The organism is Paenibacillus sp. J31R34 (assembly GCF_059383715.1).
The window spans coordinates 589169-609928 of record NZ_JBXENU010000001.1 but is presented as its reverse complement, the minus strand read 5'-3'; the positions used below and the strand labels follow the sequence as shown (position 1 = coordinate 609928).

The following is a 20760-nucleotide window of genomic DNA, read 5'->3' as shown; positions in this document are numbered from 1 at the left end:
CATTTCAGCTTAAAACTATGGTAACATAGCTATCATCATACTAAAAATATTTAAAAAATTCGTTTTCCATACTTTTTTCGTTTGGAATGGGAAGGATTTGCCGCATGGATATTCGCCAGCTTCGTTATTTCATTGCGATCGCGGAAGAGAAACAAATTACAGCGGCCGCTGAAAGGCTGCATATGACACAGCCTCCGCTTGGACAACAGCTGAAAGGGCTGGAGGAAGAGCTCGGGGTACAGCTTTTTGTAAGAAGCGGGAAATGGCTGGAGCTTACTGACGCCGGGGAGGCTTTATACAGACGTGCCTTATCCTTAACAAAGGCGCTCGAAGAGACCAAGCTGGAGGTGAAAGAAATTGGCAGCGGTACGCGGGGCAAATTAATGCTGGGTATCAATACGTTGTCATCCATCGTTTTACCACAGCTGCTGCACAAGTTTAAAGAAGCATATCCGCTTATCACTTATAAGATTCAGCAAAATGAATCTGCCCAAATTGTCCGGCTACTCAAGGAACGTTCCATTGAGCTTGGCATCGTGCGGCTGCCGCTGGAGCTAGGTGATTTCGAAGTGTTGGAGCTTCCTTCGGAGCCCTTTTATTTCGTTGCCGCGAGCAGTGTCCTGCACCCCGCTGACAATTGCTCCTACCGTGATATTCAGCGTTATCCGCTTATTTTGCCCAGTGCGGAAGGGCTCGGCCTTTATAAAAGCATCATCCAGCAGTTTACTGATCGCGGCTTACAGGCTAATGTGATCGGAGAATGCTCCGATATTTCCCTACTGTTGAAGTGGGTAGCCTACGGGGATGGAGCAACCATTGTGCCACAGTCCGTTCTTGAGCTGCATCAAGGCTATAACATTCAATCATTCGCCATTTCAGACAGCGAGCTTCATTTTGCCACCGGACTCATCTGGCTAAAGGAGCGTTATTTGACCAAAGCGGCACAACGCTTTATTGAATTGATGAAGCAGGAAATCGTTCATCTTGGATTGTGATGTTCCCACGCTCCAGTACCATAATTCGGCTGCACATGAATTGCACGGCCGCTAAATCATGCGAAATAAACAAGCAGGCAAAACCAAGCTGCTGCTGTAATCGCTGCAATAGCTTTAAAATCTGGGCTTGGATGATCATATCCAGGCTCGCGGTCGGCTCATCCAAAATAATAAAATCAGGCGCAATGCTGATCGCTCTGGCGATACATACCCGCTGCTTCTGACCTCCGCTCAGCTCATGGGGATATTGCCGCATGACGCTAGCCGGAAGCCCCACCATATCGAGCAAAAGAGCAGCCGCTTCATCCCGTTTATATCGGCTATCACCTAAAAAAGCTGGTGTTTTGTCCTTGAAAACGTCGAGCGGCTCCATTAACGAATCCACAATCGTCAGCCTTGGGTTCAAGCTGCCTGCTGGATTTTGAAATACCGTTTGAATACGTCCGTTTATGAACGACCTTGCAGCAGCTTTCCTGTTATGCAGCGGCATTTGCTGGAACAGGAGCTCTCCTTCGTCAAGCGGCTCCATAAGCATTAAGCATCTAGCCATTGTACTTTTACCGCTGCCGCTCTCGCCGACCAGCCCTAAACACTCCCCAGCTTTCAGCGTAAAAGATACTTGATCCAGCGCCTTGATGCCTTTCGGGTACGTTTTGACAAGGTTTTGAGCAGCAAGCAAAGCATTCCCTCTCGTAGACGCTGTCCCTGTTCCCTGATCCAGCATCGTTTGATCGGCATCTACTAATTGCAGCTTCGCTTCTTGTTCTATCGTTATTGTTGGTGACGACAATAGAGCCGACTCAGCCGCAAGGAGCTGCTTCGTATAAAAATGGGCTGGCTGTTCCAGCACGGACCGCACATCACCCGACTCGAGCACACAGCCTCCGCGCATAATCGCCACTTGATCGGCATAACGCCTGACATGCTTTAAATCATGTGTAATAAACAGAATAGCGCAGCCGACTCGCTCCTGCATTTTCTTTAACAAACAGAGTATTTCCTCTCCCGTTTCCTGATCCAGCGCAGTCGTTGGTTCATCGGCAATAAGCAGCTTCGGCTGAAGCAGCATGGCTGCCGCAATCGAAACCCGCTGCAATTGGCCTCCACTGAGCTCACACGGATAGCTCTTAAATACGCGCTCTGCCGGCAGAAGCACCTCCTCTAAGCAAGTCAAAATTTGCTTTTTCCGCTCCTTGCGTCCTAAGCCACTATGGGCTTGCAGCGTTTCATCCAGCTGCTTCCCCAGTCGAATAAAGGGACTGAACATCCCCGCATAATCTTGGAAAACATAAGCAATCTCTTTGCCTCGCAGCCCGTTTATTTGATGGGCCGAAAGCTCCGAAAGGGATCGTCCTTTAACCAAAATCTCGCCATTTGTCATACGCACAGCCTGAGGCAGCAAACCCGCGATCGCGAGGCCAGTCAGCGTTTTCCCGCTGCCGCTTTCACCAATTAATGCGAGCCATTGCTGCTTTTCAATAGATAGATGAAGGTCTTGAACAAGCTGCTGCCGCCCTGCGTTTAAGCTAAGTCCTGTTATTTTCAATACGCTCATCGCTGTGACCTCCTTTACTCCCTGCTGCGCTTCACATCCAGCCGATCACGAATCCGATCCCCCCAAGCGTTGGACAATAGTACAACTAGCATAATCGCAAGTCCCGGCGCAAGCATCAAATACGGAGCCTGGTGAAAATAGGCGCGGCCTTCATTCAGCATCGCTCCCCATTCTGGAGACGGCGGCTGAACGCCAAGTCCAATGTAAGATAACGACGCAATCATCAAAATGATTTTGCCCACGTCCAGCGAAGCAATAACGATCACATGGCTGAAGGCATGCGGCAGCAAATGCTTCATGACGATATGGAGCGAGCTTAAGCCATTCAAGCGGGCAATAGCTATATAATCCTTGTGCTTTTCAGACCTCACACTATTGCGCACAATACGCGAGTAAGCGATCCATTTGACCGCTGCAATGGCAAAAATCAGATTAAAAATGTCCGGTCCTAGCAGGCCGCTTAGTACAATAGCAATGATGAAATCCGGAAATGCAAGAAAGGAATCCGACACACGCATGAATAGGCGATCGACGAAGCCGCCGATATATCCCGACAGCAGCCCTACAGGTATGCCAATGCTTAGCGCTGCCACAAGCACGATCACACTCGCGCCTATCGTATTTCGTCCTCCAATGAGCAGACGCGAAAACAAGTCTCTGCCGAGTCCATCGGTTCCCAGCCAATATTGCGCCGTCGGCGGCAGCAAACGGTTGTTAAGATTCACGACATATGGATCATGAGGAACGAGGAAAACCGAGAAAGAAAGCACGGCGATAAGAAGCATGGCCATATATCCGGCAAAACCTATTTTCTTCATCGGTTCTCCCCTTTCAAGCGCATTTCCGGGTTCAGAGCATGATTCGCCAAATCCACCAGCAAATGAATAAGCGTGACGGCAAATCCCATCACGACCATATAACCTTGAATGACCGGATAATCCCTGCTCTGTATCGCATCCACAATAAATTTGCCCATGCCCGGATAAGCAAACAACACCTCAATGACAACCGTGCCGCCAAGCAAGCTGCCTATGCTGACACCGAACATCGTCACAACAGGCGTAAGCGCATGGCGAAAAGCATGACGGAGCAAAATTTTTCCGCTGCCAATGCCGCGCGACCTTGCTCCCCTAATAAAATCCTGCGTTAAGCTATCCATCAGGCTGGAGCGAATCAAGCGGACATAAACGGCTGACATCGTAAGACCGAGCGTCAAGGAAGGCAGCACGAGATGTGCAAGAGTCCCCGTTCCCATTGACGGCAATAAGCCCGCCCTTACAGATAGCCCTTCTATTAAAAGAAGCCCTAGCCAAAAGCTAGGGATAGAAGTTCCCAATACAGCAAGGAGCCTACTTGCGCGGTCAATGAAACGATTGGGATAAAGGGCCGACAAAGCGCCGAGCGGCACTGCAATGAGCAGTAAAATGAGCAGCGAGCTGCCGGTAAGCAGCAGCGTGGCTGGCAATTTACGAAGCAGCTCCTCGCTGACTGGCCGATTCGTCATATACGACTTTCCCAAATCAAGCTGCGCCAGCCTGGCAAGCCAACTGCCATACTGAACCAATACCGGCTCGTTTAGCCCCAGCTCCTCCCTCTGTTGCTTGATTTCTGAGCTTGTGATTGCAACGTCATCTGAACGAAGCATTTGCTTAACGGCATCTCCCGGAGCAAGCTTAACGAAGACGAAGCTGACGAAGGAAAGCAGCAAAATAAACAGAACAAGCTCTACGCCCCTTTTCCAAACGATGCTCATTTCACTTCTACATCCAGCTCATTCGTCAGCATATAATATTCGCTTTTACTCGTCACCCAGTTTTTCACCTTGTCACGGTACACAACGAGCGTATTGGGATGAACGAGATAGGAATAATACATTTCTTCATTAATACGGGTAAGCGCCTGTTTAATTAAAGCATAACGCGCATTCGTATCCACCGTCTGATCCAGCTCATCAATCCAAGCGCTCAGCTCTTGGTCGTTGATTTTACCGAAATTGAGCGAGCCATCCGCCTTAAAGGCTACATTTAGAAAATAACTCGCATCCCCGCGCGGCGCAATTAACGGGCTGTATGTGCCCAAATCCCAATCATCCTTCTCCAGCAAATAATCCTCGTATTTATCGACTTGTGCGATCGTTATGGCAATGCCAAGCTCCTTCGCTTGCGATTGCAGCACTTGGGCCAGCAATGGAAATTCCGCACGCGAAGCGTACGTGACCAGCTTGAAGGAAAGCGGCTGGCCATTCTTGGTCACCTTGCCCTGCTCGACCTCATAGCCTGCTTGCTGAAACCATTTGAGAGCAGCGTCCACTCCGCTTTCCTTCGGTTCATAGCCGGGCACGAACGGAAATTCCGGCAAAAAAGGACCGCTGGCAACCGTCGCTTGGCCGCCCATAATAGCGTCCTTCAACTCATCGCGATTGACGAGTGCATCGAAAGCTTTGCGAACATATTTGTTTTGAAAATCCGCATGCTTCGTATTAAAAATAAGCTCATGTGTCCGCAAGCTGACAACAGAATCCAAATGCAGGCTGGCATCACTTTTCATTGTTTCCATGCTTTCAACTGGCGGACGGTACACAATATCCGCATCCCCTGCCATAAGCGCTGACAAGCGGGCATTGGCATCCTCATTAAAGCTGAAGGTCGCATGGCTGAGCTTTGCTGCACCGTCCCAATATTTGTCGTAGCGATCCAGCTTAAGCGAGCTGCCTGAAGTGAACGAGGCTACTTGAAACGGACCGGTTCCAATTGGCTTTTTATCCGGCTCCGGTGCAGACACGTCAATAATCGCTGTATTGGGATGAACCAGCTCCGATGGAAACTGTGGAAATGGCTGCTCCGTCGTAATTTGCAGGCTTTGTCCGCTGGCTTCCATTTGCTTGATTTTCAAAACCTGCTTCACGCCCGGGTTTTGCTCCATCGCCCGCTCAAGCGATTGCTTGACGGTATCCGCATCAAGCGTCTTGCCATTTTGGAACGTCACCTGTTCCCGGATTTTAAACGTCCAATGCTGCCCATCCGGGCTGCTCCACTCCTCCGCAAGCCAAGGCTGGATTTGGAGGTCTTCGCCCAGCTTGACCAGCGTTTCAACAACACCTGCTCGGAGCGGGGTGTAATCCAGATGTGGATCTATCGTTTGGCTTGCAAAGTTAAACAGAAAGGACAGCTCTTTCTCAGGCGGTTGTGATTGCTCTCCGTTCGTATTTGCCCCTTTGGAGCAGGCCGCCGTGAGCAGCAGCAAACCGATGAATAGAATGAATGGGATGATTTTTCGCATATGCAATGTAAGCTTACCTCCATATTTTCAAATGATACAAGATTACCTGCCTCATCGTACCCTAAGAAGCTATGAATGGTAATAGCCCTATCGAGCTATTGCACAGCAAAAAATGTGACAATAATAAGCCGTTCCCATGATCCTCGCGAGCTCCTGCCTGGCAGGCATGAAGGTGAGATATAACGGTACGGATTGTTTAGACGAAACCGTTCGCAGACTGCTCCCTTGTATCAGAAGCAAATAAAGGATTAGACCGACCCCAGAAAAAAAAGAGGCAGCCATGGGCGAGTAAATAAAGCCCTAGACTGCCACTGTTTTATTGAACTATCGTGCTCTGTTAACTTAATCATCTGCACATTAAACTAATGATTTACAGTCTCTTTTTTCCTTTTCCAACTGCCTTAATATAAAGGTATATCTATATTTGTATCTGAGGCGCACAATGTCCACGTACCAAGAATGGTACCGCAGAAATATGGAGGGCTGCCTTTATTACCTATTTGGTATTTCATCGAAAAATATTGTTTTTCCCTTTTTATGCAATTCGCATAATAACAAGGTGTGCGGAATCTGACCATGTTCCTCCAGCTAATGGAGTAATCGTGAGTGCAGTAGAATTGCCAGCAGGATTTCGAACGGTCAGTACTGAATTAATGGTCGTTGTTTGCACAAGTGCCATACCTACTATTTGAGTAGTTCCTGTTGCACGCCCGACCACCGTATAGGCCAGATCAGCCCCATTTAGCGTTAAAATCAGTTGACCCGCTTCATTTACATTGACCTGAAACATAACCTGATATGTGCCAATTGCCGACAAGTTAAAGGAGCTCGCATTTATACGGGTAATTGCAGTCCCACTTATTGGACCATCTTGCGGAAAACTTACGTCCGTGTTGGGAGCAACAGTTGCTCCATTATTAGGAGGCATCAAGGCAAAAAAATCTGCAAAGCTTAATACTCCTCCGGCTGGGCCCACTGGTCCCGTTGCTCCTGTTAGGCCAGTTGGACCCTCTGCTCCCGCAGGTCCGGCTGGGCCAGCTGGGCCAGCTGGTCCGGCTGGGCCAATTGCTCCTGCAAGTCCTGCTAGTCCTGCTAGTCCTGCTAGTCCTGCTAGTCCTTGGGGTCCAAGTGCACCAATCGCTCCGACAAGTCCTGATACACCTTGAGGTCCAAGTGCTCCTGCAATTCCTTCGGGTCCAAGTGCGCCAATTGCTCCGACAAGTCCTGCTAATCCTTGGGGTCCAAGTGCTCCTGCAATTCCTTCGGGTCCAAGTGCGCCAATTGCTCCTACAAGTCCTGCTAATCCTTGGGGTCCGAGTGCTCCTGCAACTCCTTGAGGCCCAGCTTCTGCTATCGCTTCCGCGAGTCCTTGAAGTAATTGCTGTCCTTCAGGCGGGGGACACTTTTGACAAACCCTGTTTTTAATTTCTCGATGACGACGTTTCTTTTTTTTATCTTTTGAATGGCACACAATTGTAGTTTTCTTTTTACACCGTTTTTTTGTTGCGGGACAACTCAATAATGACACCTCCCTATATAGATGGTTTAGTGTACGTGAGTCGGTTTTTTTAGGTATGGACTAATAGCCTGTATTCGCTAGACTAAAAACTATTTTTAGAAAATTGGGTTTATACTAGGGTATATTTATACCACAAAATCCCATGATCTTTCGTTTGTGATTTCATAATTTAACATTAATAAAACTATTCCTTCTCTTCGTCAACCCAAAGCAAATTTGGGTCTTTTTTGCACCTTCAATACCTCCCCTCAGTCAATTGCTAAAGGCAAGCAAAATAACCATATAAATCGTTTTAGCATTTTCTAATCACAATTGACTTTTTAAACCAGACAGGCTAACGTTTAGCCTATTAAGTGTTTATAAGCGTCAAGGAGGAATACGTTATGCAATATGCAACATTCGCTGGCGGCTGTTTTTGGTGTATGGTTACCCCTTTCGAGGAGCTCCCAGGCATACATAGTATTGTATCTGGCTATATGGGAGGACATCAGAAAAACCCAACCTATGAGCAGGTGAAAACAGGAGAGACGGGACATGCCGAGGTTGTGCAAATTGCCTTCGATCCGCACCTGTTCCCTTATGAGCGTCTGCTTGAGCTGTATTGGCCGCAAATTGATCCGACAGACGAAGACGGACAATTTCAAGATCGCGGCAGCCAGTACCGTACGGTCATTTTTTATCATAATGAAGAGCAGCAGGCTCTGGCTCTCGCTACCAAGAAAAAGCTTGCGAGCAGCGGACGTTTCGATAAACCGATCGTAACAGAAATTCGGGCGGCAGATACGTTTTATGCGGCGGAGGAATATCATCAAAACTTCCATAAGAAAAATCCAAAGCATTACAAAGAGGATCGTGCGCAATCGGGCCGCGACGAATTTATTGAGCAGAAATGGAACTAGCGCTTAACTTAGAAGAAAAAATACCAAACACCCCGTCAGGCGATTGCTGGCGGGGTGTTGGTTATGTAAGCTTACATCTAAATACCTTTGCCTTATATGGCAATAGATTTCTACAACTTGCTGACCCTTCAGCCGCTGCGCCTCATTGCTCATTTGCTGCAACTTGAGCGCAGCGCAGCATCAACAGACAAAAAGATCGGTTATGCCAAATATACAGCGAATGATCCTCCGGCTCATCAAGCACGCTCACGCCAGCGCATGAAAATTCCGTCGGTATGCCCTGCTCCTTGAGCAGCGTGAGCGCAGGAAGCAGCTCCGCATCTATCGCGATATGCCCAAGCAGCAACGTTTGCTTCGGATGCTTGGTTATTTTTTCACGCGCCCGCCAGTTCTGCAATTCCCGTTCACGCTGCTGCCAGCGCAGCATGCATGCTTATTACCTTTTCCGCTTCGCAAGCCATGCTCAAACTTGTCATATAAGACACGCTTCCTCACCATCCTTCTCTCCATATCGTATAAACCGAGCCTTCCCTCCACATCGCCAAAAAAAAGCTAACCACTACACCGCGATGATTTTTGGTTTATATTCACTCAACGCCTCCTGAATATGAGACTGGAGCAGCGGACTGCTCTCAATGATCGCCTTACGCTTTGCCTTGAGCACAATTTGCTCTATATCCGCAAAGCTGCATCCGGCAAGCAGACTGGCGGCCGTATCATATATATGAGCCTGCTGTTCAAAATCTCCAATTAACAGCGATATATATTCGTACCTGCTGCGATCATCCGGCATACCGTAATGCATCTTCGTATCGAAGCGCCGCCATATCGCATTGTCCAGCTCCTCCTCCAAATTAGTTGCCGCAATAAAAATACTTTCGCAGTCAAACTCGTCCAAGCACTGCAATAGCGTATTCACGACCCTCGCCATTTCCTTCACTTCATCATTATTTTCACGGGTCCTTGCAATCGCATCGAACTCATCGAGAAATAAGACGCAGGGGGCCGCTTTGGCGTAATCGAATATTTTGCGGACATTGCTCGCCGTCTCTCCTAGATGACTATGGATAATCGCATCGAGCCTGACCAAAATAAGCGGAACGTCCAGCCGCTGCGCAATGTAGAAGGCGGTCAATGTTTTTCCTGTGCCTGGCGGCCCGTACATAACGACTTTGCCCGGAATTGGCACATCATGCTCCTCAAACTTTTCCTTCATGCCCATAATCGTAAAAAATTCTTCCACGATTTGCCGATTCATCGGCGGCAGCACGATACGTTTCACCTTTTTCGCACAGTCCATCGGGCTGTAAAAGCTAGCCATATCCGTTCCTTTGGCCCTTGGCAGCCGGTGATTGCCTTGATTTTTACTCATGTTAGCAGGACTCCTTCGATAAAAGTTTCGCGCGAAAAACCCGACTTGTTGGTCGGGCCATATCGCTAAATGGCGGCCATATGTTCAAGAGATCTAGAAGATGCCCTCCTGATCGATTTCAACCTGCTCCAGCTGCTGCTCAAAATGAGGATGCGGCGCTATTTCGGAGACAGCCTTCCAGCCGCTATCGCCGTCTGTGGCATATACATGCCACTGCTCCTGTTTCCAATGAAATTGGGCAATTGGTTCGCCCGTCCATTGTCGGTTTTCAAAATCCGGAAGCTCCTCTGTCAAAGTGAGCCGATTGCCTTCCCACTCATAGGTCAAACGGACAGCTGAACGCACAGCCGGGGGGATTTTGCGATGAATGTAGCCGTCCAATATTTTTTCCAGCCTGCGTATAGTAAATGGGTCCATGTTCTCCCCCCTTCCGAAAGAGTTTTCATTTCCGTTAGTAACGCCGTTAGGTTACCAGCTTGCTTTTTTAATGCCGGGAATTTGTCCTTTATAGGCAAGCTCGCGGAATGCGATCCGCGACACTTTAAATTTACGCAAGTAGCCATGCGGCCTGCCCGTCAGCTCACAGCGGTGATGCAGCCGAGCCCGCGAAGCATCGCGGGGCAGCTTACTAAGTCCAACATAATCCTTGTTTTCCTTGAGCTGCTTGCGAAGCTCAGCATAACGCGCAACCGTCTCCTGGCGTTTTCTTTCCCTAACTACTTTCGACTTTTTAGCCATCCTTGTCGTCTTCCTTTCTTATTTGGAGAAGCACATATTTTTTGTTATTCGTAAACTTTACGATTTATTATAGCGCATGGGCTGGGTTTTGGAAAGGGGGTATGCAGGCCTTACTGGCTCACATACTCTTCCCCCGCCTGCTGCACCCATTGCACGAACAGCTTTGCCCCTTCCGTCAGCATCTCTTCATCGATATCGAATAAGGGATGATGCAGCGGATAAACCGTTTCGGCTGCTGGATGGGCACTGCCAATAAACGCGAATGCTCCCGGCACCTCCTGTACATACAGCGCAAAGTCTTCCCCAGCAAGGCTAGGCTTGTCCAAGATAACAACCTTATCGTCACCCAAGGCGTTTCGCCCGGCCTGAATGGTCAACTGAACGGCTGACTCGTCATTAAGCAGCGGTGTTCCCAGCCGATATTGCGACGTATAGCTGCCACCATAAGTGCTGGCGACGGCATCTGCCCTCTTTTCCAGCAGTTGATGAATTTGCGCAGTCAGCTCCGGGTGAAAAACGCGATAGGTCCCGCTCAGCTTGCTTTCCCCCGCAATTGCATTAATCGCAGTACCCGCGTGCAAAGTACCGAATGCGAACACCTTCGTTTCCCACGGGTCTGTTTCCACCGCAAGGGCGAATTTAACATCGGAAACAAATTGCACCGCCATCGACAGCGCGTCCACAGCCAAATGCGGCGTGCTGTGATGACCGTTCAACCCTTGAAAAGCGATATGAAAATGTGTGGATGCCGCCATCGCCTCCTTGCGATGAATGCCAACAACACCCGTAGGCAGCTCCGGCCATACATGCATGGCAAAGCATAGGTCGACACCTTCCAGCACCCCAGCCTCAATCATATCTCGGCCACCACTTATCATCCGCCCATCAATTGGACTAGGAAGCGCACTTTCCTCAGCGGGCTGAAAAACGAATTTAATCGTTCCTGACCATATATCTCGGTGCCGACTTAACGCCTTTGCTGCTCCGAGCAGCATCGTCATATGAGCATCATGCCCACAGGCATGCATAGCTCCTTCGCTCGCGGAACGGTGTTCAAATATATTTTCCTCCGTAATCGCCAGAGCATCCATATCTGCTCGCAGCACGATTGTCGGTCCCGGCTTATCGCTGCTGAGAATGCCAACAACGCCTTTGCCAAAATGCTTGCCGACATGCCGCTGAACTTGCAAGCCCCATTCCGATAAATAGCCCGCTACCTTCTCTGCAGTCCGGTCCACCTCAAATAATACCTCGGGATGCTTGTGAAAATCTCTGCGCAGCGCGATTAATTCCTCACGCAACGTATTTACATAGGCTAGCGCAGTTTGTGCCTTCATAAAAATAACCTCCTTATATGTGAAATCTTTTTTATCCAGATCGACATATGCAAGCAAAAACGACTTCGTCGTCCTCTGGCGGCACAGCGCGTTTCACTCCGAGAAATATAGAGAAAGCATGGCGAAATCATATACTTTCCTATATTTCAAAAAAAGCGGAAACATCCCTTGTATCAGGATGTTTCCGCTTTTACGGTCAACTCTATTTTCAATAATAGGTATGGCCTAGCCATAAGTCAATGCCAGTTACATTTTAATACTGGCGAAAAGCAAGCACCGCGTTGACTCCGCCAAAGCCATAGGAGTTGGACACTGCTGCCGCGGACTTCACCGTACGCGGATTTTTGACAACCAAGTCAAGCTGCGCCTCCGGGTCTGGCTCATCCAAATTCGTAGTTGGCGGCAGCCAGCCATTGCGCAGCGCAAGCAGCGTAATCGCTGCTTCAATAGCGCCTGATGCGCCAAGCGGATGACCGTATAAGCCTTTCGTGCCGCTGACGGCTACCGGATGGTTGCCAAATACTTGGCGAATGACCCGCGATTCCGTCACATCATTGAGCAGCGTCGAAGAGCCGTGGGCATTGACATAGTCAATGTCCTCCGGTGCCATATCCGCGCTCGTCAGCGCCTGGCGCAAGGCGCGTGCTGCCTGCGTGCCGCATGGGAGCGGCGCGCTCATATGATGCGCATCGTTGGTCAGCCCGAAGCCTGCCAGCTCGCCATATATTTTCGCGCCTCGCGCCCTCGCATGATGCTCGGCTTCAATGACGAGCACTGCGCTGCCCTCGCCCATGACGAAGCCGTCGCGATTGCGGTCGAACGGCCGGCTTGCCACACCCGGCGACTCATTGCGAGTAGACATCGCACGCAGCATGTCGAAGGCGCCAAAGGAAAGCGGCGCAAGCGGGGCTTCCGAGCCGCCTGCCATAATGACATCCGCTTCGCCGCGCCGGATCGCTTGCAGCGCCCGGCCAATGGCGACAGCGCCAGAAGCGCAGGACATTGCGTTCGTCTCATTTAAGCCCGTCATGCCAAACTCCATGGCAAGATTGCACGAGGCCGCGCCGCCGAACACGGAAAACCCCAGCGTCGGCGACACAGCCCGAAAGCCGCCATTATGGTAGCGGCTGCACTGCTCTTCCGCATAGGCGATGCCGCCCAGTGCACTACCCATAAATACGCCTGCCCGATCAGCATCCAGATCGGCAGGGTTCAGCCCGGCGTCGCGCAGCGCCAGCGCGCCGCTGGCAACGGCTAGCTGCGAATAACGGTCCATGCGATGCGCCCGCTTTTTATCCATATAATGCTCCGCCTGAAAATCTGGAATTTGTGCAGCTATTCGGCTCCGCAGCCCTTCTGGCACAAAACGTTCAATTTCTCTCACCGCGCTTTGCCCCCGCACTAGACCTTCCCATAGCTGCTCCACGCCTGCGCCAATCGGCGTTACACAGCCTATTCCGGTTATGACCGCCTTAATCGCATTAGCCATTGCGCCCACCTGCCTCTCTTTGTTGAATACTGGCTTGCTCTGCCGCATCGTTTGCGAACTGCACAGCTAATTGTTCACTTAGAGCCTCCCATTGCAGGTCTGTCCATTGCCCGGAATCAGAGAGCTCTTCTTGCACAGCTTGCTTCTTGGCAGCAAGCGCGGCTTCGAGCTCAGCCTGCTGCTTCAAGCCTTGCAGCGTTCTCTCCGCAATCGCATAGACGAACTGCTTGCCGATAAAACCGGCGAAAAGCCTGCGGCTCCATGGTGGAGAATTCCAGCGATGCACAATCGATACGGAAACTTTTTCTCCAGCCGGTACAATGCGCCATTCTACCTCCATCCCTTTCGTTACACCGCGCACATGGCGGTAACCAACGATCAGTTCCTCCTCGCTGACTACCATTTCGCTTTCCCACCAGACTGGCCACTGAAACCGTTTAAACGGCCGAACGGCGGCCATTCTCACGAGCCCTCCCCGCTCACTGCCGCCATATCGAAACTGGATGTGGCGATAATGCGGGAGCAGCTGCGGCCAATTTTCGATTTTTCGCGCATAATGGAAGGCCGTCAGCGGCTCACAGCGCATCGTTACCTCGTTGTAGGTATGCATGTGTATTCAATCCTCCTTGTATGTGTAACTATTCACAAGCAATCGCCAATTACTGCCGCCAGGCGGCTGCGGGCGGCAGGCAGCGAGCCAATTCCACGCAAAGCGGATTGCCACAGCAGCTCATGCCTGCTCGTCCATTCAATCAATTTTTGCAGCCGAATAGCTGGAGCGAAGCGGCTTTGCTGAAGTGCCGCATAGCGAGCAAGCGGCGCATCGCTGTCGATCTCGAGCGCTTGAAGCAGCAGCGGCGCAGCAAGCTCCGCACTGCTAAGCGCGCGGTAAATGCCCTGGCCTGTCAACGGATCATAATAACCGGCAGCATCGCCGATGAGCAGCAGCCCTGCTTGCTGCGTTGCCCGCACACGGCGGTCAAATGGCCCACAGGCGAGCACCTCGCCTGTGCAAGCCACACCCTGCAAGCGCTCCGCCAGCTCTGGCAGCTCGCCCGCCTTTCCCAGCAGCCATGCAGCGCGCCCCTCCTTGCTTTTAGCAGAAGCAGCTCTGTTATCCGCTTTAGCAGGAGCAGAAGCAAGAATAGTCGCATCGCAAAAGGCAGGAGCTTTTCCACTTGCATTGACATAAAACGATGCGGCTTCAAGCGTCTCCATCAGCGTATCCGTAACCGTATCCATATCCGCATGACTAGCTTCATTCTTAACAGCTCCGCTTTCTTTCAAGCCTGCGGCTATTGCTGCCGCACTCCCGGCTCCCGACAGCTGGGCCAGCGTCATATTGGCCTCACCTCCGCCAATCGGCGCAAGCCCAACAACGAGGCCGCGCCCAGTGAACAGCTCGACACGAGGCTGCAAATCCCGCACACCGCTCACCCGCGCCGTGAACGCTGTTTTGCGCAGCGGGCCGAAGCTGCTAAGCCCCGCACAGCGGGCCACTGCTGAGCGAATCCCATCGGCGCCAATAACGAGGCGCGCCCGAAATTCCGCTGCCTGACCCGCTGCGGAATAAGCGACAACACCAGCCACACGCCCTTGCTCCCAAATGAGACGCTGCACCCGCATTTGTTCTATGACCTGCGCACCAGCCTCCCCAGCATGCAGCGCAAGCGCATAATCCAGCTTTTCACGGGCGCAGGCCATTCCGAATTGGCCTGCGGGGAAAGACGCCAGCAGCTCCGCCTTTCCGCTTGTCAGCCGCCAGCCATGTATGAGCGAATGCTCCATGCTGCTGCGAATCGCCGCGAATTTGCCAGCAGGCAGTACACGCGCAAGCGCAGCGACTGCGCCAGGATTCAGCGATTCGCCGCACGGCTTGCGCCGCGGAAGCGATTCACGCTCCAGCACAAGCACCTTTACACCTTGAGCAGCTAACAGTGCTGCCAGTACGCTGCCCGCTGGTCCTGCACCGACAATGATGACATCATGCATGGCACACTAGCGCCAAGCGAAATGGAAAATGCCGATGCACGACAGCAGCGGGAACACCTGCCTGTGCCAGCAGCTCCTTCGCTTCGCGCGCTGTATAGGAGCGTTGGACGGACATTGGCCCATCATGCTTCGTCACCGGGCTGCGCCAGATAAACTTCGCAAGCATTCGCGCGGACAGCAGCGCCAGCCGGTGCCGCTCCAAATCGGTGACGACCCAGCCGACCCTCGCTACCCGGTCGATTTCCCCCAGCATGCGGCTCGCCTCCCCGTCATCCAAATGATGCAGCGCCAAATTGCTGAAGACGATGTCAAAGCTGTTATCCTCGAATGGAAGAGCGGTCCCATCGGCTTGCAGCACCTGTATGGCAGTCTGATGAGCGGTGCGTTTTGCCGCAAGCTCCACCATTTTAGGATGAATATCCACGCCGACAATTTCTACCGCCATACCGCGCCTGCTGCACCATTTCTCCAAGGCGATCGGGATATCCGCGAGCCCTGTCGCCACATCGAGCAGCTTTATTTTCAACCTATCGCCTTGCGCAGGCCTAGATCCTGACCCGGTCCATCCCCACTGTTTTCCTTGCTCCAGTCCCGCTCCTTGCTCCAGCCCGGCGCTCTGCCCAAATATCTGCTCCAGCTCCTGTGCACGCCGTGCGATAGCTGTCTGTCTGAGCAGCCGCTCCAAATGCTTGAACAGCACCGGATTGCCGCCCAAATAGCGGTTGACCTGCCACACCTCAGCGAGACTCCTCTCGAGCTCCTCCAGTTCTAACTCTTCCTCATCGAGCTTTTCCTTCGCATACAGCCGCTTCATAGCTGCCACCTCCTGCTTTGCTGTCCTTATTGTTATTGTTTTCCACCTTTTTTATCCGCTCACGGTTATATTTATTTCATTTTTTTACCTGATGGAATAAGGCAGCTGCCTTCGCAACCTCCGGCCTCCCCTTGCGTCTAATAGAGTAGAGAAACTAGAGGAGAGTGATAGAACGCTTATGAAATTCAAAATGAGAAAGCTGACCGCCTTGCTGGTGCTGCTTATGCTGAGCCAGGCTTTTTCCGCGGGCAGCAGCATGGCCGCGAGCTCCGCAACCAAGTACCGGGTGTATCAGAACGAGGCGGCGCTCAAGGAATTTACAACCGAGAAGCAGGCGATTGCCTATGCCCAAAGCTTTGCCTATAGTCATGTCGAGCAAATATCGGGTCGCGTGTGGGTGTGGGATAATTTTCCGAGGTATAAGGTTTATCAAGGCGGCGCCTCCAACCCCAAATGGGAATATCGCACCTATGAACAAGCGCAGGCCGCAGCAAAGCAGCTAGGGCAAGTACATATTCGGGATTTGCAGCAGCCGGGCTGGGTTTATGAATCTTATGCCAAGTTCCAGCTCTATCAAGGCGAAAATACGAAAAGCAGCTGGGGCTTTGCTACCCTTGCAGCCGCTAAGAAGGAAGCTGCCAATTGGGGCAATACCCATATTATTAAACGCTCCACGAATGAATGGGTATGGGATAATGTGACGGCTGCCCAAAAGAAAGGGCAGCGTGCAGGCAAAGCCATTTACACGATAACGAAGGATGGCGGGCAAATTTCCGGCACCAAAACATACGCTTACCTCTATGACGCTGTTCAAGCAGCAGCCAAGCAAGAAGGCAGTGAAGTAACCAATACTGCGAAAGGCAAGGTCGTTTTCTCCAATGTTCGCAGTTACGAAGTTCAGCAAAATGGCAAAACCATCAAAGCTTTTATTAGTGTGGATGCCGCAATCCCCTTTGCCAAAAAATATGCTGGCGCAGATATCGTTTACAATAACGTAGTCTGGTGGACCAACAAGCCATATTTATCCGTTTATCAAAACGATAAAATCATTAAAAGCGTACACACCAAAGAATCCGCAGTGACGCTAGCCAAAAGCTACGCAAATGCCACCGTTCGAAATGCGGATGGACGGGTATTATGGAGCAATGCAACAAAGCTGATTTATATGGGCTGGAATGGATCTTCGAACAGCCAGACAATTTTGGGGCATGTTGCGGGGACACAAGGGCTTGATATTGATTCTCCCACTTGGTTCGAGCTAGGAGATGCGAGCGGCAAGCTAAACGATATGTCGGATGCGGTGACCGCCAGCACCTTGAAGGCGCAGGGTATTCTCGTCATGCCGCTTCTGCACAACCAGTTTGACAAAAAGATGACGAGCACCTTTCTTGCCAACCCGGCAGCGCAGGCCGCTTTCATTAACAGCCTCGTCACCAAGCTTGAGACTCTTCGCGTCTATGGCCTCAATATTGATTTTGAAGAGGTAGCCGGGTCGGACCGGGCAAGCTATACCGCTTTTGTCAAAGCACTCACGAAAGCTGTTCATGCCAAAGGCATGAAAGTATCGATCGATTTGCCGCGCGGCAGCGCCAGCTGGAATCAGGCAACGGCGTATGACCACACTGCACTGGCAGGCATTGTTGATACGATTATTATTATGGCTTATGACGAACATTGGAGCACAGGCCCAGAAGCGGGCTCCGTTTCCAGCTTGGCGTGGGCTGAAGAGGGCGTGAAACAGTTTCTCGATTACGGCATTCCACGCAAAAAGCTTATGCTCGGCATTCCTTTCTACGTTCGCGAGTGGAAGCTGGATAGCGCAGGTGCCCTCATTAGCAATCGCGCAATTTACATGAAGGAAGTGCCGCAGCTTATTAAAGATACGAATGCTATAGGAACGCCGGATGTAGCTTCCGGTCAAACGAAATATACCTATGTAAAAGATGGTTTTACCTATGTATTTTGGGCAGAGACCGCTTCAACCGTGCAAGCCCGCATCAATATGGCGAAAAAATATGATCTTGCAGGTGTTGCAGCATGGCGCCTGGGCTACGAAAGCACCGATCTATGGACGATGATGCTCCGTTTGAAATAATTTATTTATTTTATGGATGAAAAAAGGTCAAGCCAGAGGGTTAATAGCCCTCTGGCTTGACCTTTTTGATAAAGCAAACTTTATTAGATTGGCTGTACTTATATCTGAACCTTCACAACACGTTTCACGGCATCATTGGCCGTTTCCTCGATCGAAGAGCTGTTTACAGCAACATCGATTGGCAAAAAGGCTTGGCCGATTATTTCTTGCGCAATGGCTTGATCGTTGTCGTTCGCAAAACCGGCCAGTACCAAGGCAATAAGTCCCGCATCGTTTAGCAATGTCGCATAACCCGCGATTTGCCGCACAGATTCTCCTAAGCTGTTATCGATTAGCATCGTATGATAGCCTCTCGCTACCAACCGTTTCTCGATTCCCTTCGCAAGAGCCAAGTTGTCTGAAGCTGAACCCGTAAGCCAAAGCGTTAATGGCTGCTGTCCTTTTTGCTGGGCACGTACATCTCTTGTGATTTCCGTATCGAGCTGGCCCGCACTGTCAGAGCTTTGAAGAGCTTCGTCAATGACGCCGCAAGCGGATGTCATATTCGTTACACGATCGATGAGAATAAATCCACCGATGCTTTTATTTTTTTCAAATGCATCAAAAACAATACCATCCGATAATGAAATTTCACATTTAGCGACTTCATTTTTAACCACATGATCGGCTGTAACCGTATTGCCTGTATTAATATCGATTTTGTAATTAATTGCCGTCACAGTACCAGGAAGAACCTTTGTACCTACCTTCACCAGAGCATTTTTCCCCGGCGTCAGTACAGAATCATCCATCCACAGAATCGTGGCGCTAAAGCTGTCGGCCTCTTGGAGCTGATTGTCCTTCGTAAACACACAACCTCTTGAAACGTCGACTTCCCGATCTAATTGAATAGTGACAGGTTGTCCGGCATGAGCCGAATTCCTGTCTTGGTCTGTTACAAAGATTCGTTTAACCTTCGCCTTCTCACGGCTAGGCAGAGTTGTCAGTTCATCGCCAACTGCGATGCTGCCGGCTTCAATCTGGCCTTGGAATCCGCGGAATGTGTGGTCTGGCCTGCATACCCGCTGAATGGGCATCATAAACGGCTTTACGTCGTCGTTCGAATGAACATCAACACCCTCCAAATAGGGGAGCAAAGGAAGCCCCTCGTACCAAGGCGTATTCGGCGATTTTATCGTAATGTTATCCCCTTCTGTTGCAGAAACAGGGATCACCTGAATGCTTTCAAACTGGAATTCTGCGGCGATGCGAGAGAAGTCTTCTTTGATTTCATCAAATTTCTTCGTATCAAAATCCACCAAATCCATTTTGTTTACCGCCAGAACCAGATGCTTAATCCCCATGAGGGCGCAAATCCGGGTATGGCGCTTCGTTTGAGTAATAATCCCTTTGGTTGCGTCCACTAGAATAATGGCAAGATCCGCAAAAGATGCGCCTACGGCCATGTTGCGTGTATATTCTTCGTGCCCTGGCGTGTCCGCTACAATGAACGAACGGTGATCCGTCGTAAAATACCGATAAGCCACATCAATTGTAATTCCTTGCTCACGTTCGGCTATCAGCCCATCAAGAAGCAAGGAGTAGTCAATTTTGCCGCCGCGGCTGCCCAGCCTGCTGTCCAGCTCCAAGGCTCTCTCCTGATCGGCGAATAAAAGCTTAGCCTCATAAAGCATATGTCCAATCAAAGTGGATTTCCCGTCATCCACACTTCCACAAGTAATAAATTTAAGCAGACTCTTCATCTTAGAAATAGCCCTCCCGTTTACGTCTTTCCATGCTTCCCGCTTCTTCTTGGTCGATCACCCTTGTTGTCCGTTCGGATGATACCGCACCAAGTGTTTCTTCAATAATAGCATCCAGCGTGTCCGCATCTGACAGGGCGCCGCCAGTCAGCGGATAGCAGCCTAATGTGCGAAATCTCATCTTCATCATTTCAATCTTCTCACCCGGCTCAAGCTTCATTCGCTCATCATCCGCCATGATGATCTGTCCATCGCGATTAACGACAGGCCTTTCTTTCGCTAAATAAAGAGGAACAATATCAATGTTCTCTCTGCGAATGTATTGCCAGATATCTTTTTCTGTCCAGTTGGAAATCGGGAATACGCGAATGCTTTCACCCTTATTAATTCTTGTGTTGAAAAGCTTCCACATTTCCGGCCGCTGGTTTTTCGGATCCCAGGCATGATTTTTATTACGGAATGAGAAAATCCGCTCCTTCGCACGTGACTTTTCCTCATCACGTCTTCCACCGCCAAAAGCAGCTGTAAATCCGTACTTGTCTAGGCCCTGCTTCAGGGCTTGGGTTTTCATAATATCCGTATATGCGGAACCATGATCGAATGGGTTGATCCCTTGCTCAATCCCTTCCTGATTGGAGTGAACAAGCATGTTGATTCCGAATTCTTTCGCCTTGCGGTCGCGGAATTCAATCATCTCTTTGAACTTCCACGTTGTATCAATATGCATGAAAGGAAACGGCGGCTTCTCCGGATAAAATGCTTTCAGCGCCAAATGCAGCATCACGGAGCTATCCTTACCGATCGAGTACAGCATCACGGGATTTTCACATTCCGCCGCTACTTCTCGAATAATATAAATCGCTTCAGCCTCGAGTTGATCCAGATGTGTCGTTGCATCTATGGAATCAAGCATCATTTTGTCCATGAAAAAAGT

19 protein-coding genes and 1 pseudogene are annotated in these 20760 nt (G+C 50.5%); 4 read left to right on the top strand and 16 right to left on the bottom strand.

Annotation, left to right across the window (positions count from 1 at the left end):
- The first annotated feature begins 104 nt into the window (after positions 1-104).
- Entirely contained in the window at positions 105-995 is an 891-nt protein-coding gene (locus AC50YG_RS02575; RefSeq protein ID WP_494824497.1) for a LysR family transcriptional regulator, read from the top strand.
- Here AC50YG_RS02575 and AC50YG_RS02570 read toward each other — a convergent pair.
- The 4 genes from AC50YG_RS02570 to nikA are packed head-to-tail and all read right to left on the bottom strand — an operon-like array spanning position 952 to position 5829.
- Positions 952-2550, bottom strand: a complete 1599-nt coding sequence (locus AC50YG_RS02570; RefSeq protein WP_494824494.1) for an ATP-binding cassette domain-containing protein — start codon at positions 2548-2550, stop codon at positions 952-954. The two genes, AC50YG_RS02575 and AC50YG_RS02570, sit on opposite strands and share 44 nt — an antisense overlap.
- Before the next feature lie 14 nt (positions 2551-2564).
- Positions 2565-3368: a nickel transporter permease gene (gene nikC, locus AC50YG_RS02565; protein ID WP_494824491.1), complete on the bottom strand. Its 804-nt coding sequence runs from the start codon at positions 3366-3368 to the stop codon at positions 2565-2567.
- Positions 3365-4303: a nickel ABC transporter permease gene (nikB, locus tag AC50YG_RS02560; RefSeq protein WP_494824490.1), complete on the bottom strand. Its 939-nt coding sequence runs from the start codon at positions 4301-4303 to the stop codon at positions 3365-3367. Before nikB ends, nikC begins: the two co-directional genes overlap by 4 nt.
- Complete coding sequence (gene nikA, locus AC50YG_RS02555) at positions 4300-5829, bottom strand: nickel ABC transporter substrate-binding protein (RefSeq protein ID WP_494825273.1); 1530 nt, start codon at positions 5827-5829, stop codon at positions 4300-4302. The genes nikB and nikA overlap by 4 nt, the downstream gene beginning before the upstream one ends.
- A 136-nt stretch (positions 5830-5965) precedes the next feature.
- Here nikA and AC50YG_RS02550 point away from each other — a divergent pair.
- A pseudogene (locus tag AC50YG_RS02550) lies at positions 5966-6052 on the top strand (2-thiouracil desulfurase family protein); the annotation flags it as partial.
- A 312-nt stretch (positions 6053-6364) separates the two neighbouring features.
- Here AC50YG_RS02550 and AC50YG_RS02545 read toward each other — a convergent pair.
- Positions 6365-7300, bottom strand: a complete 936-nt coding sequence (locus AC50YG_RS02545) for a collagen-like protein (protein ID WP_494824488.1) — start codon at positions 7298-7300, stop codon at positions 6365-6367.
- 431 nt (positions 7301-7731) lie between these two features.
- Here AC50YG_RS02545 and msrA point away from each other — a divergent pair, with 431 nt between their 5' ends.
- Positions 7732-8247, top strand: a complete 516-nt coding sequence (msrA, locus tag AC50YG_RS02540) for a peptide-methionine (S)-S-oxide reductase MsrA (protein WP_494824487.1) — start codon at positions 7732-7734, stop codon at positions 8245-8247.
- A gap of 142 nt (positions 8248-8389) precedes the next feature.
- On the opposite strand, the gene AC50YG_RS02535 is transcribed toward msrA, so the two are convergent.
- The 9 genes from AC50YG_RS02535 to AC50YG_RS02495 all read right to left on the bottom strand — a co-directional run bounded on the left by AC50YG_RS02535 (position 8390) and on the right by AC50YG_RS02495 (position 15989).
- A complete protein-coding gene (locus AC50YG_RS02535; RefSeq protein WP_494824485.1) occupies positions 8390-8674 on the bottom strand; it encodes a hypothetical protein in 285 nt (94 codons plus the stop codon).
- 132 nt (positions 8675-8806) lie between these two features.
- Positions 8807-9619, bottom strand: a complete 813-nt coding sequence (locus AC50YG_RS02530; RefSeq protein ID WP_494824484.1) for an AAA family ATPase — start codon at positions 9617-9619, stop codon at positions 8807-8809.
- Between the two features lie 93 nt (positions 9620-9712).
- Complete coding sequence (locus tag AC50YG_RS02525) at positions 9713-10036, bottom strand: DUF3024 domain-containing protein (protein WP_494824482.1); 324 nt, start codon at positions 10034-10036, stop codon at positions 9713-9715.
- A gap of 51 nt (positions 10037-10087) precedes the next feature.
- Positions 10088-10357, bottom strand: coding sequence for a 30S ribosomal protein S14 (gene rpsN, locus AC50YG_RS02520; RefSeq protein ID WP_494824480.1), 270 nt, complete (start codon positions 10355-10357; stop codon positions 10088-10090).
- 110 nt (positions 10358-10467) lie between these two features.
- Complete coding sequence (locus AC50YG_RS02515) at positions 10468-11694, bottom strand: M20 metallopeptidase family protein (RefSeq protein ID WP_494824478.1); 1227 nt, start codon at positions 11692-11694, stop codon at positions 10468-10470.
- A gap of 253 nt (positions 11695-11947) precedes the next feature.
- Positions 11948-13183 (bottom strand): beta-ketoacyl-[acyl-carrier-protein] synthase family protein, encoded by a 1236-nt coding sequence (locus AC50YG_RS02510; protein WP_341277932.1) that lies wholly within the window; start codon positions 13181-13183, stop codon positions 11948-11950.
- Entirely contained in the window at positions 13176-13793 is a 618-nt protein-coding gene (locus AC50YG_RS02505) for an SRPBCC family protein (protein WP_494824476.1), read from the bottom strand. The genes AC50YG_RS02510 and AC50YG_RS02505 overlap by 8 nt, the downstream gene beginning before the upstream one ends.
- Positions 13794-13825: 32 nt before the next feature.
- The gene (locus AC50YG_RS02500; protein ID WP_494824474.1) at positions 13826-15175 is read right to left on the bottom strand and encodes an NAD(P)/FAD-dependent oxidoreductase; all 1350 of its coding nucleotides are present in this window, start codon (positions 15173-15175) and stop codon (positions 13826-13828) included.
- A complete protein-coding gene (locus AC50YG_RS02495) occupies positions 15168-15989 on the bottom strand; it encodes a methyltransferase domain-containing protein (RefSeq protein WP_494824473.1) in 822 nt (273 codons plus the stop codon). The genes AC50YG_RS02500 and AC50YG_RS02495 overlap by 8 nt, the downstream gene beginning before the upstream one ends.
- 178 nt (positions 15990-16167) lie before the next feature.
- On the opposite strand from AC50YG_RS02495, the gene AC50YG_RS02490 reads away from it, so the two are divergent.
- A complete protein-coding gene (locus tag AC50YG_RS02490) occupies positions 16168-18084 on the top strand; it encodes a glycosyl hydrolase family 18 protein (RefSeq protein ID WP_494824472.1) in 1917 nt (638 codons plus the stop codon).
- Between the two features lie 98 nt (positions 18085-18182).
- Here AC50YG_RS02490 and AC50YG_RS02485 read toward each other — a convergent pair whose 3' ends face one another.
- The gene (locus AC50YG_RS02485; RefSeq protein ID WP_494824471.1) at positions 18183-19826 is read right to left on the bottom strand and encodes a GTP-binding protein; all 1644 of its coding nucleotides are present in this window, start codon (positions 19824-19826) and stop codon (positions 18183-18185) included.
- Position 19827: 1 nt separating this feature from the next.
- Positions 19828-20751 (bottom strand): sulfate adenylyltransferase subunit CysD, encoded by a 924-nt coding sequence (gene cysD / locus AC50YG_RS02480; protein ID WP_473755142.1) that lies wholly within the window; start codon positions 20749-20751, stop codon positions 19828-19830.
- Positions 20752-20760: the final 9 nt, after the last annotated feature.

Coding starts and splice junctions, on each gene's coding strand:
- nikC (WP_494824491.1), bottom strand. CDS start 3,368: ATGAAGAAAATAGGTTTTGCCGGATATATGGCCATGCTTCTTATCGCC.
- nikA (WP_494825273.1), bottom strand. CDS start 5,829: ATGCGAAAAATCATCCCATTCATTCTATTCATCGGTTTGCTGCTGCTC.
- AC50YG_RS02500 (WP_494824474.1), bottom strand. CDS start 15,175: ATGCATGATGTCATCATTGTCGGTGCAGGACCAGCGGGCAGCGTACTG.
- AC50YG_RS02530 (WP_494824484.1), bottom strand. CDS start 9,619: ATGAGTAAAAATCAAGGCAATCACCGGCTGCCAAGGGCCAAAGGAACG.
- AC50YG_RS02490 (WP_494824472.1), top strand. CDS start 16,168: ATGAAATTCAAAATGAGAAAGCTGACCGCCTTGCTGGTGCTGCTTATG.
- AC50YG_RS02525 (WP_494824482.1), bottom strand. CDS start 10,036: ATGGACCCATTTACTATACGCAGGCTGGAAAAAATATTGGACGGCTAC.
- AC50YG_RS02575 (WP_494824497.1), top strand. CDS start 105: ATGGATATTCGCCAGCTTCGTTATTTCATTGCGATCGCGGAAGAGAAA.
- cysD (WP_473755142.1), bottom strand. CDS start 20,751: ATGGACAAAATGATGCTTGATTCCATAGATGCAACGACACATCTGGAT.
- msrA (WP_494824487.1), top strand. CDS start 7,732: ATGCAATATGCAACATTCGCTGGCGGCTGTTTTTGGTGTATGGTTACC.
- AC50YG_RS02505 (WP_494824476.1), bottom strand. CDS start 13,793: ATGCATACCTACAACGAGGTAACGATGCGCTGTGAGCCGCTGACGGCC.
- AC50YG_RS02515 (WP_494824478.1), bottom strand. CDS start 11,694: ATGAAGGCACAAACTGCGCTAGCCTATGTAAATACGTTGCGTGAGGAA.
- AC50YG_RS02570 (WP_494824494.1), bottom strand. CDS start 2,550: ATGAGCGTATTGAAAATAACAGGACTTAGCTTAAACGCAGGGCGGCAG.
- nikB (WP_494824490.1), bottom strand. CDS start 4,303: ATGAGCATCGTTTGGAAAAGGGGCGTAGAGCTTGTTCTGTTTATTTTG.
- AC50YG_RS02535 (WP_494824485.1), bottom strand. CDS start 8,674: ATGCTGCGCTGGCAGCAGCGTGAACGGGAATTGCAGAACTGGCGGGCG.
- AC50YG_RS02485 (WP_494824471.1), bottom strand. CDS start 19,826: ATGAAGAGTCTGCTTAAATTTATTACTTGTGGAAGTGTGGATGACGGG.
- rpsN (WP_494824480.1), bottom strand. CDS start 10,357: ATGGCTAAAAAGTCGAAAGTAGTTAGGGAAAGAAAACGCCAGGAGACG.
- AC50YG_RS02495 (WP_494824473.1), bottom strand. CDS start 15,989: ATGAAGCGGCTGTATGCGAAGGAAAAGCTCGATGAGGAAGAGTTAGAA.
- AC50YG_RS02510 (WP_341277932.1), bottom strand. CDS start 13,183: ATGGCTAATGCGATTAAGGCGGTCATAACCGGAATAGGCTGTGTAACG.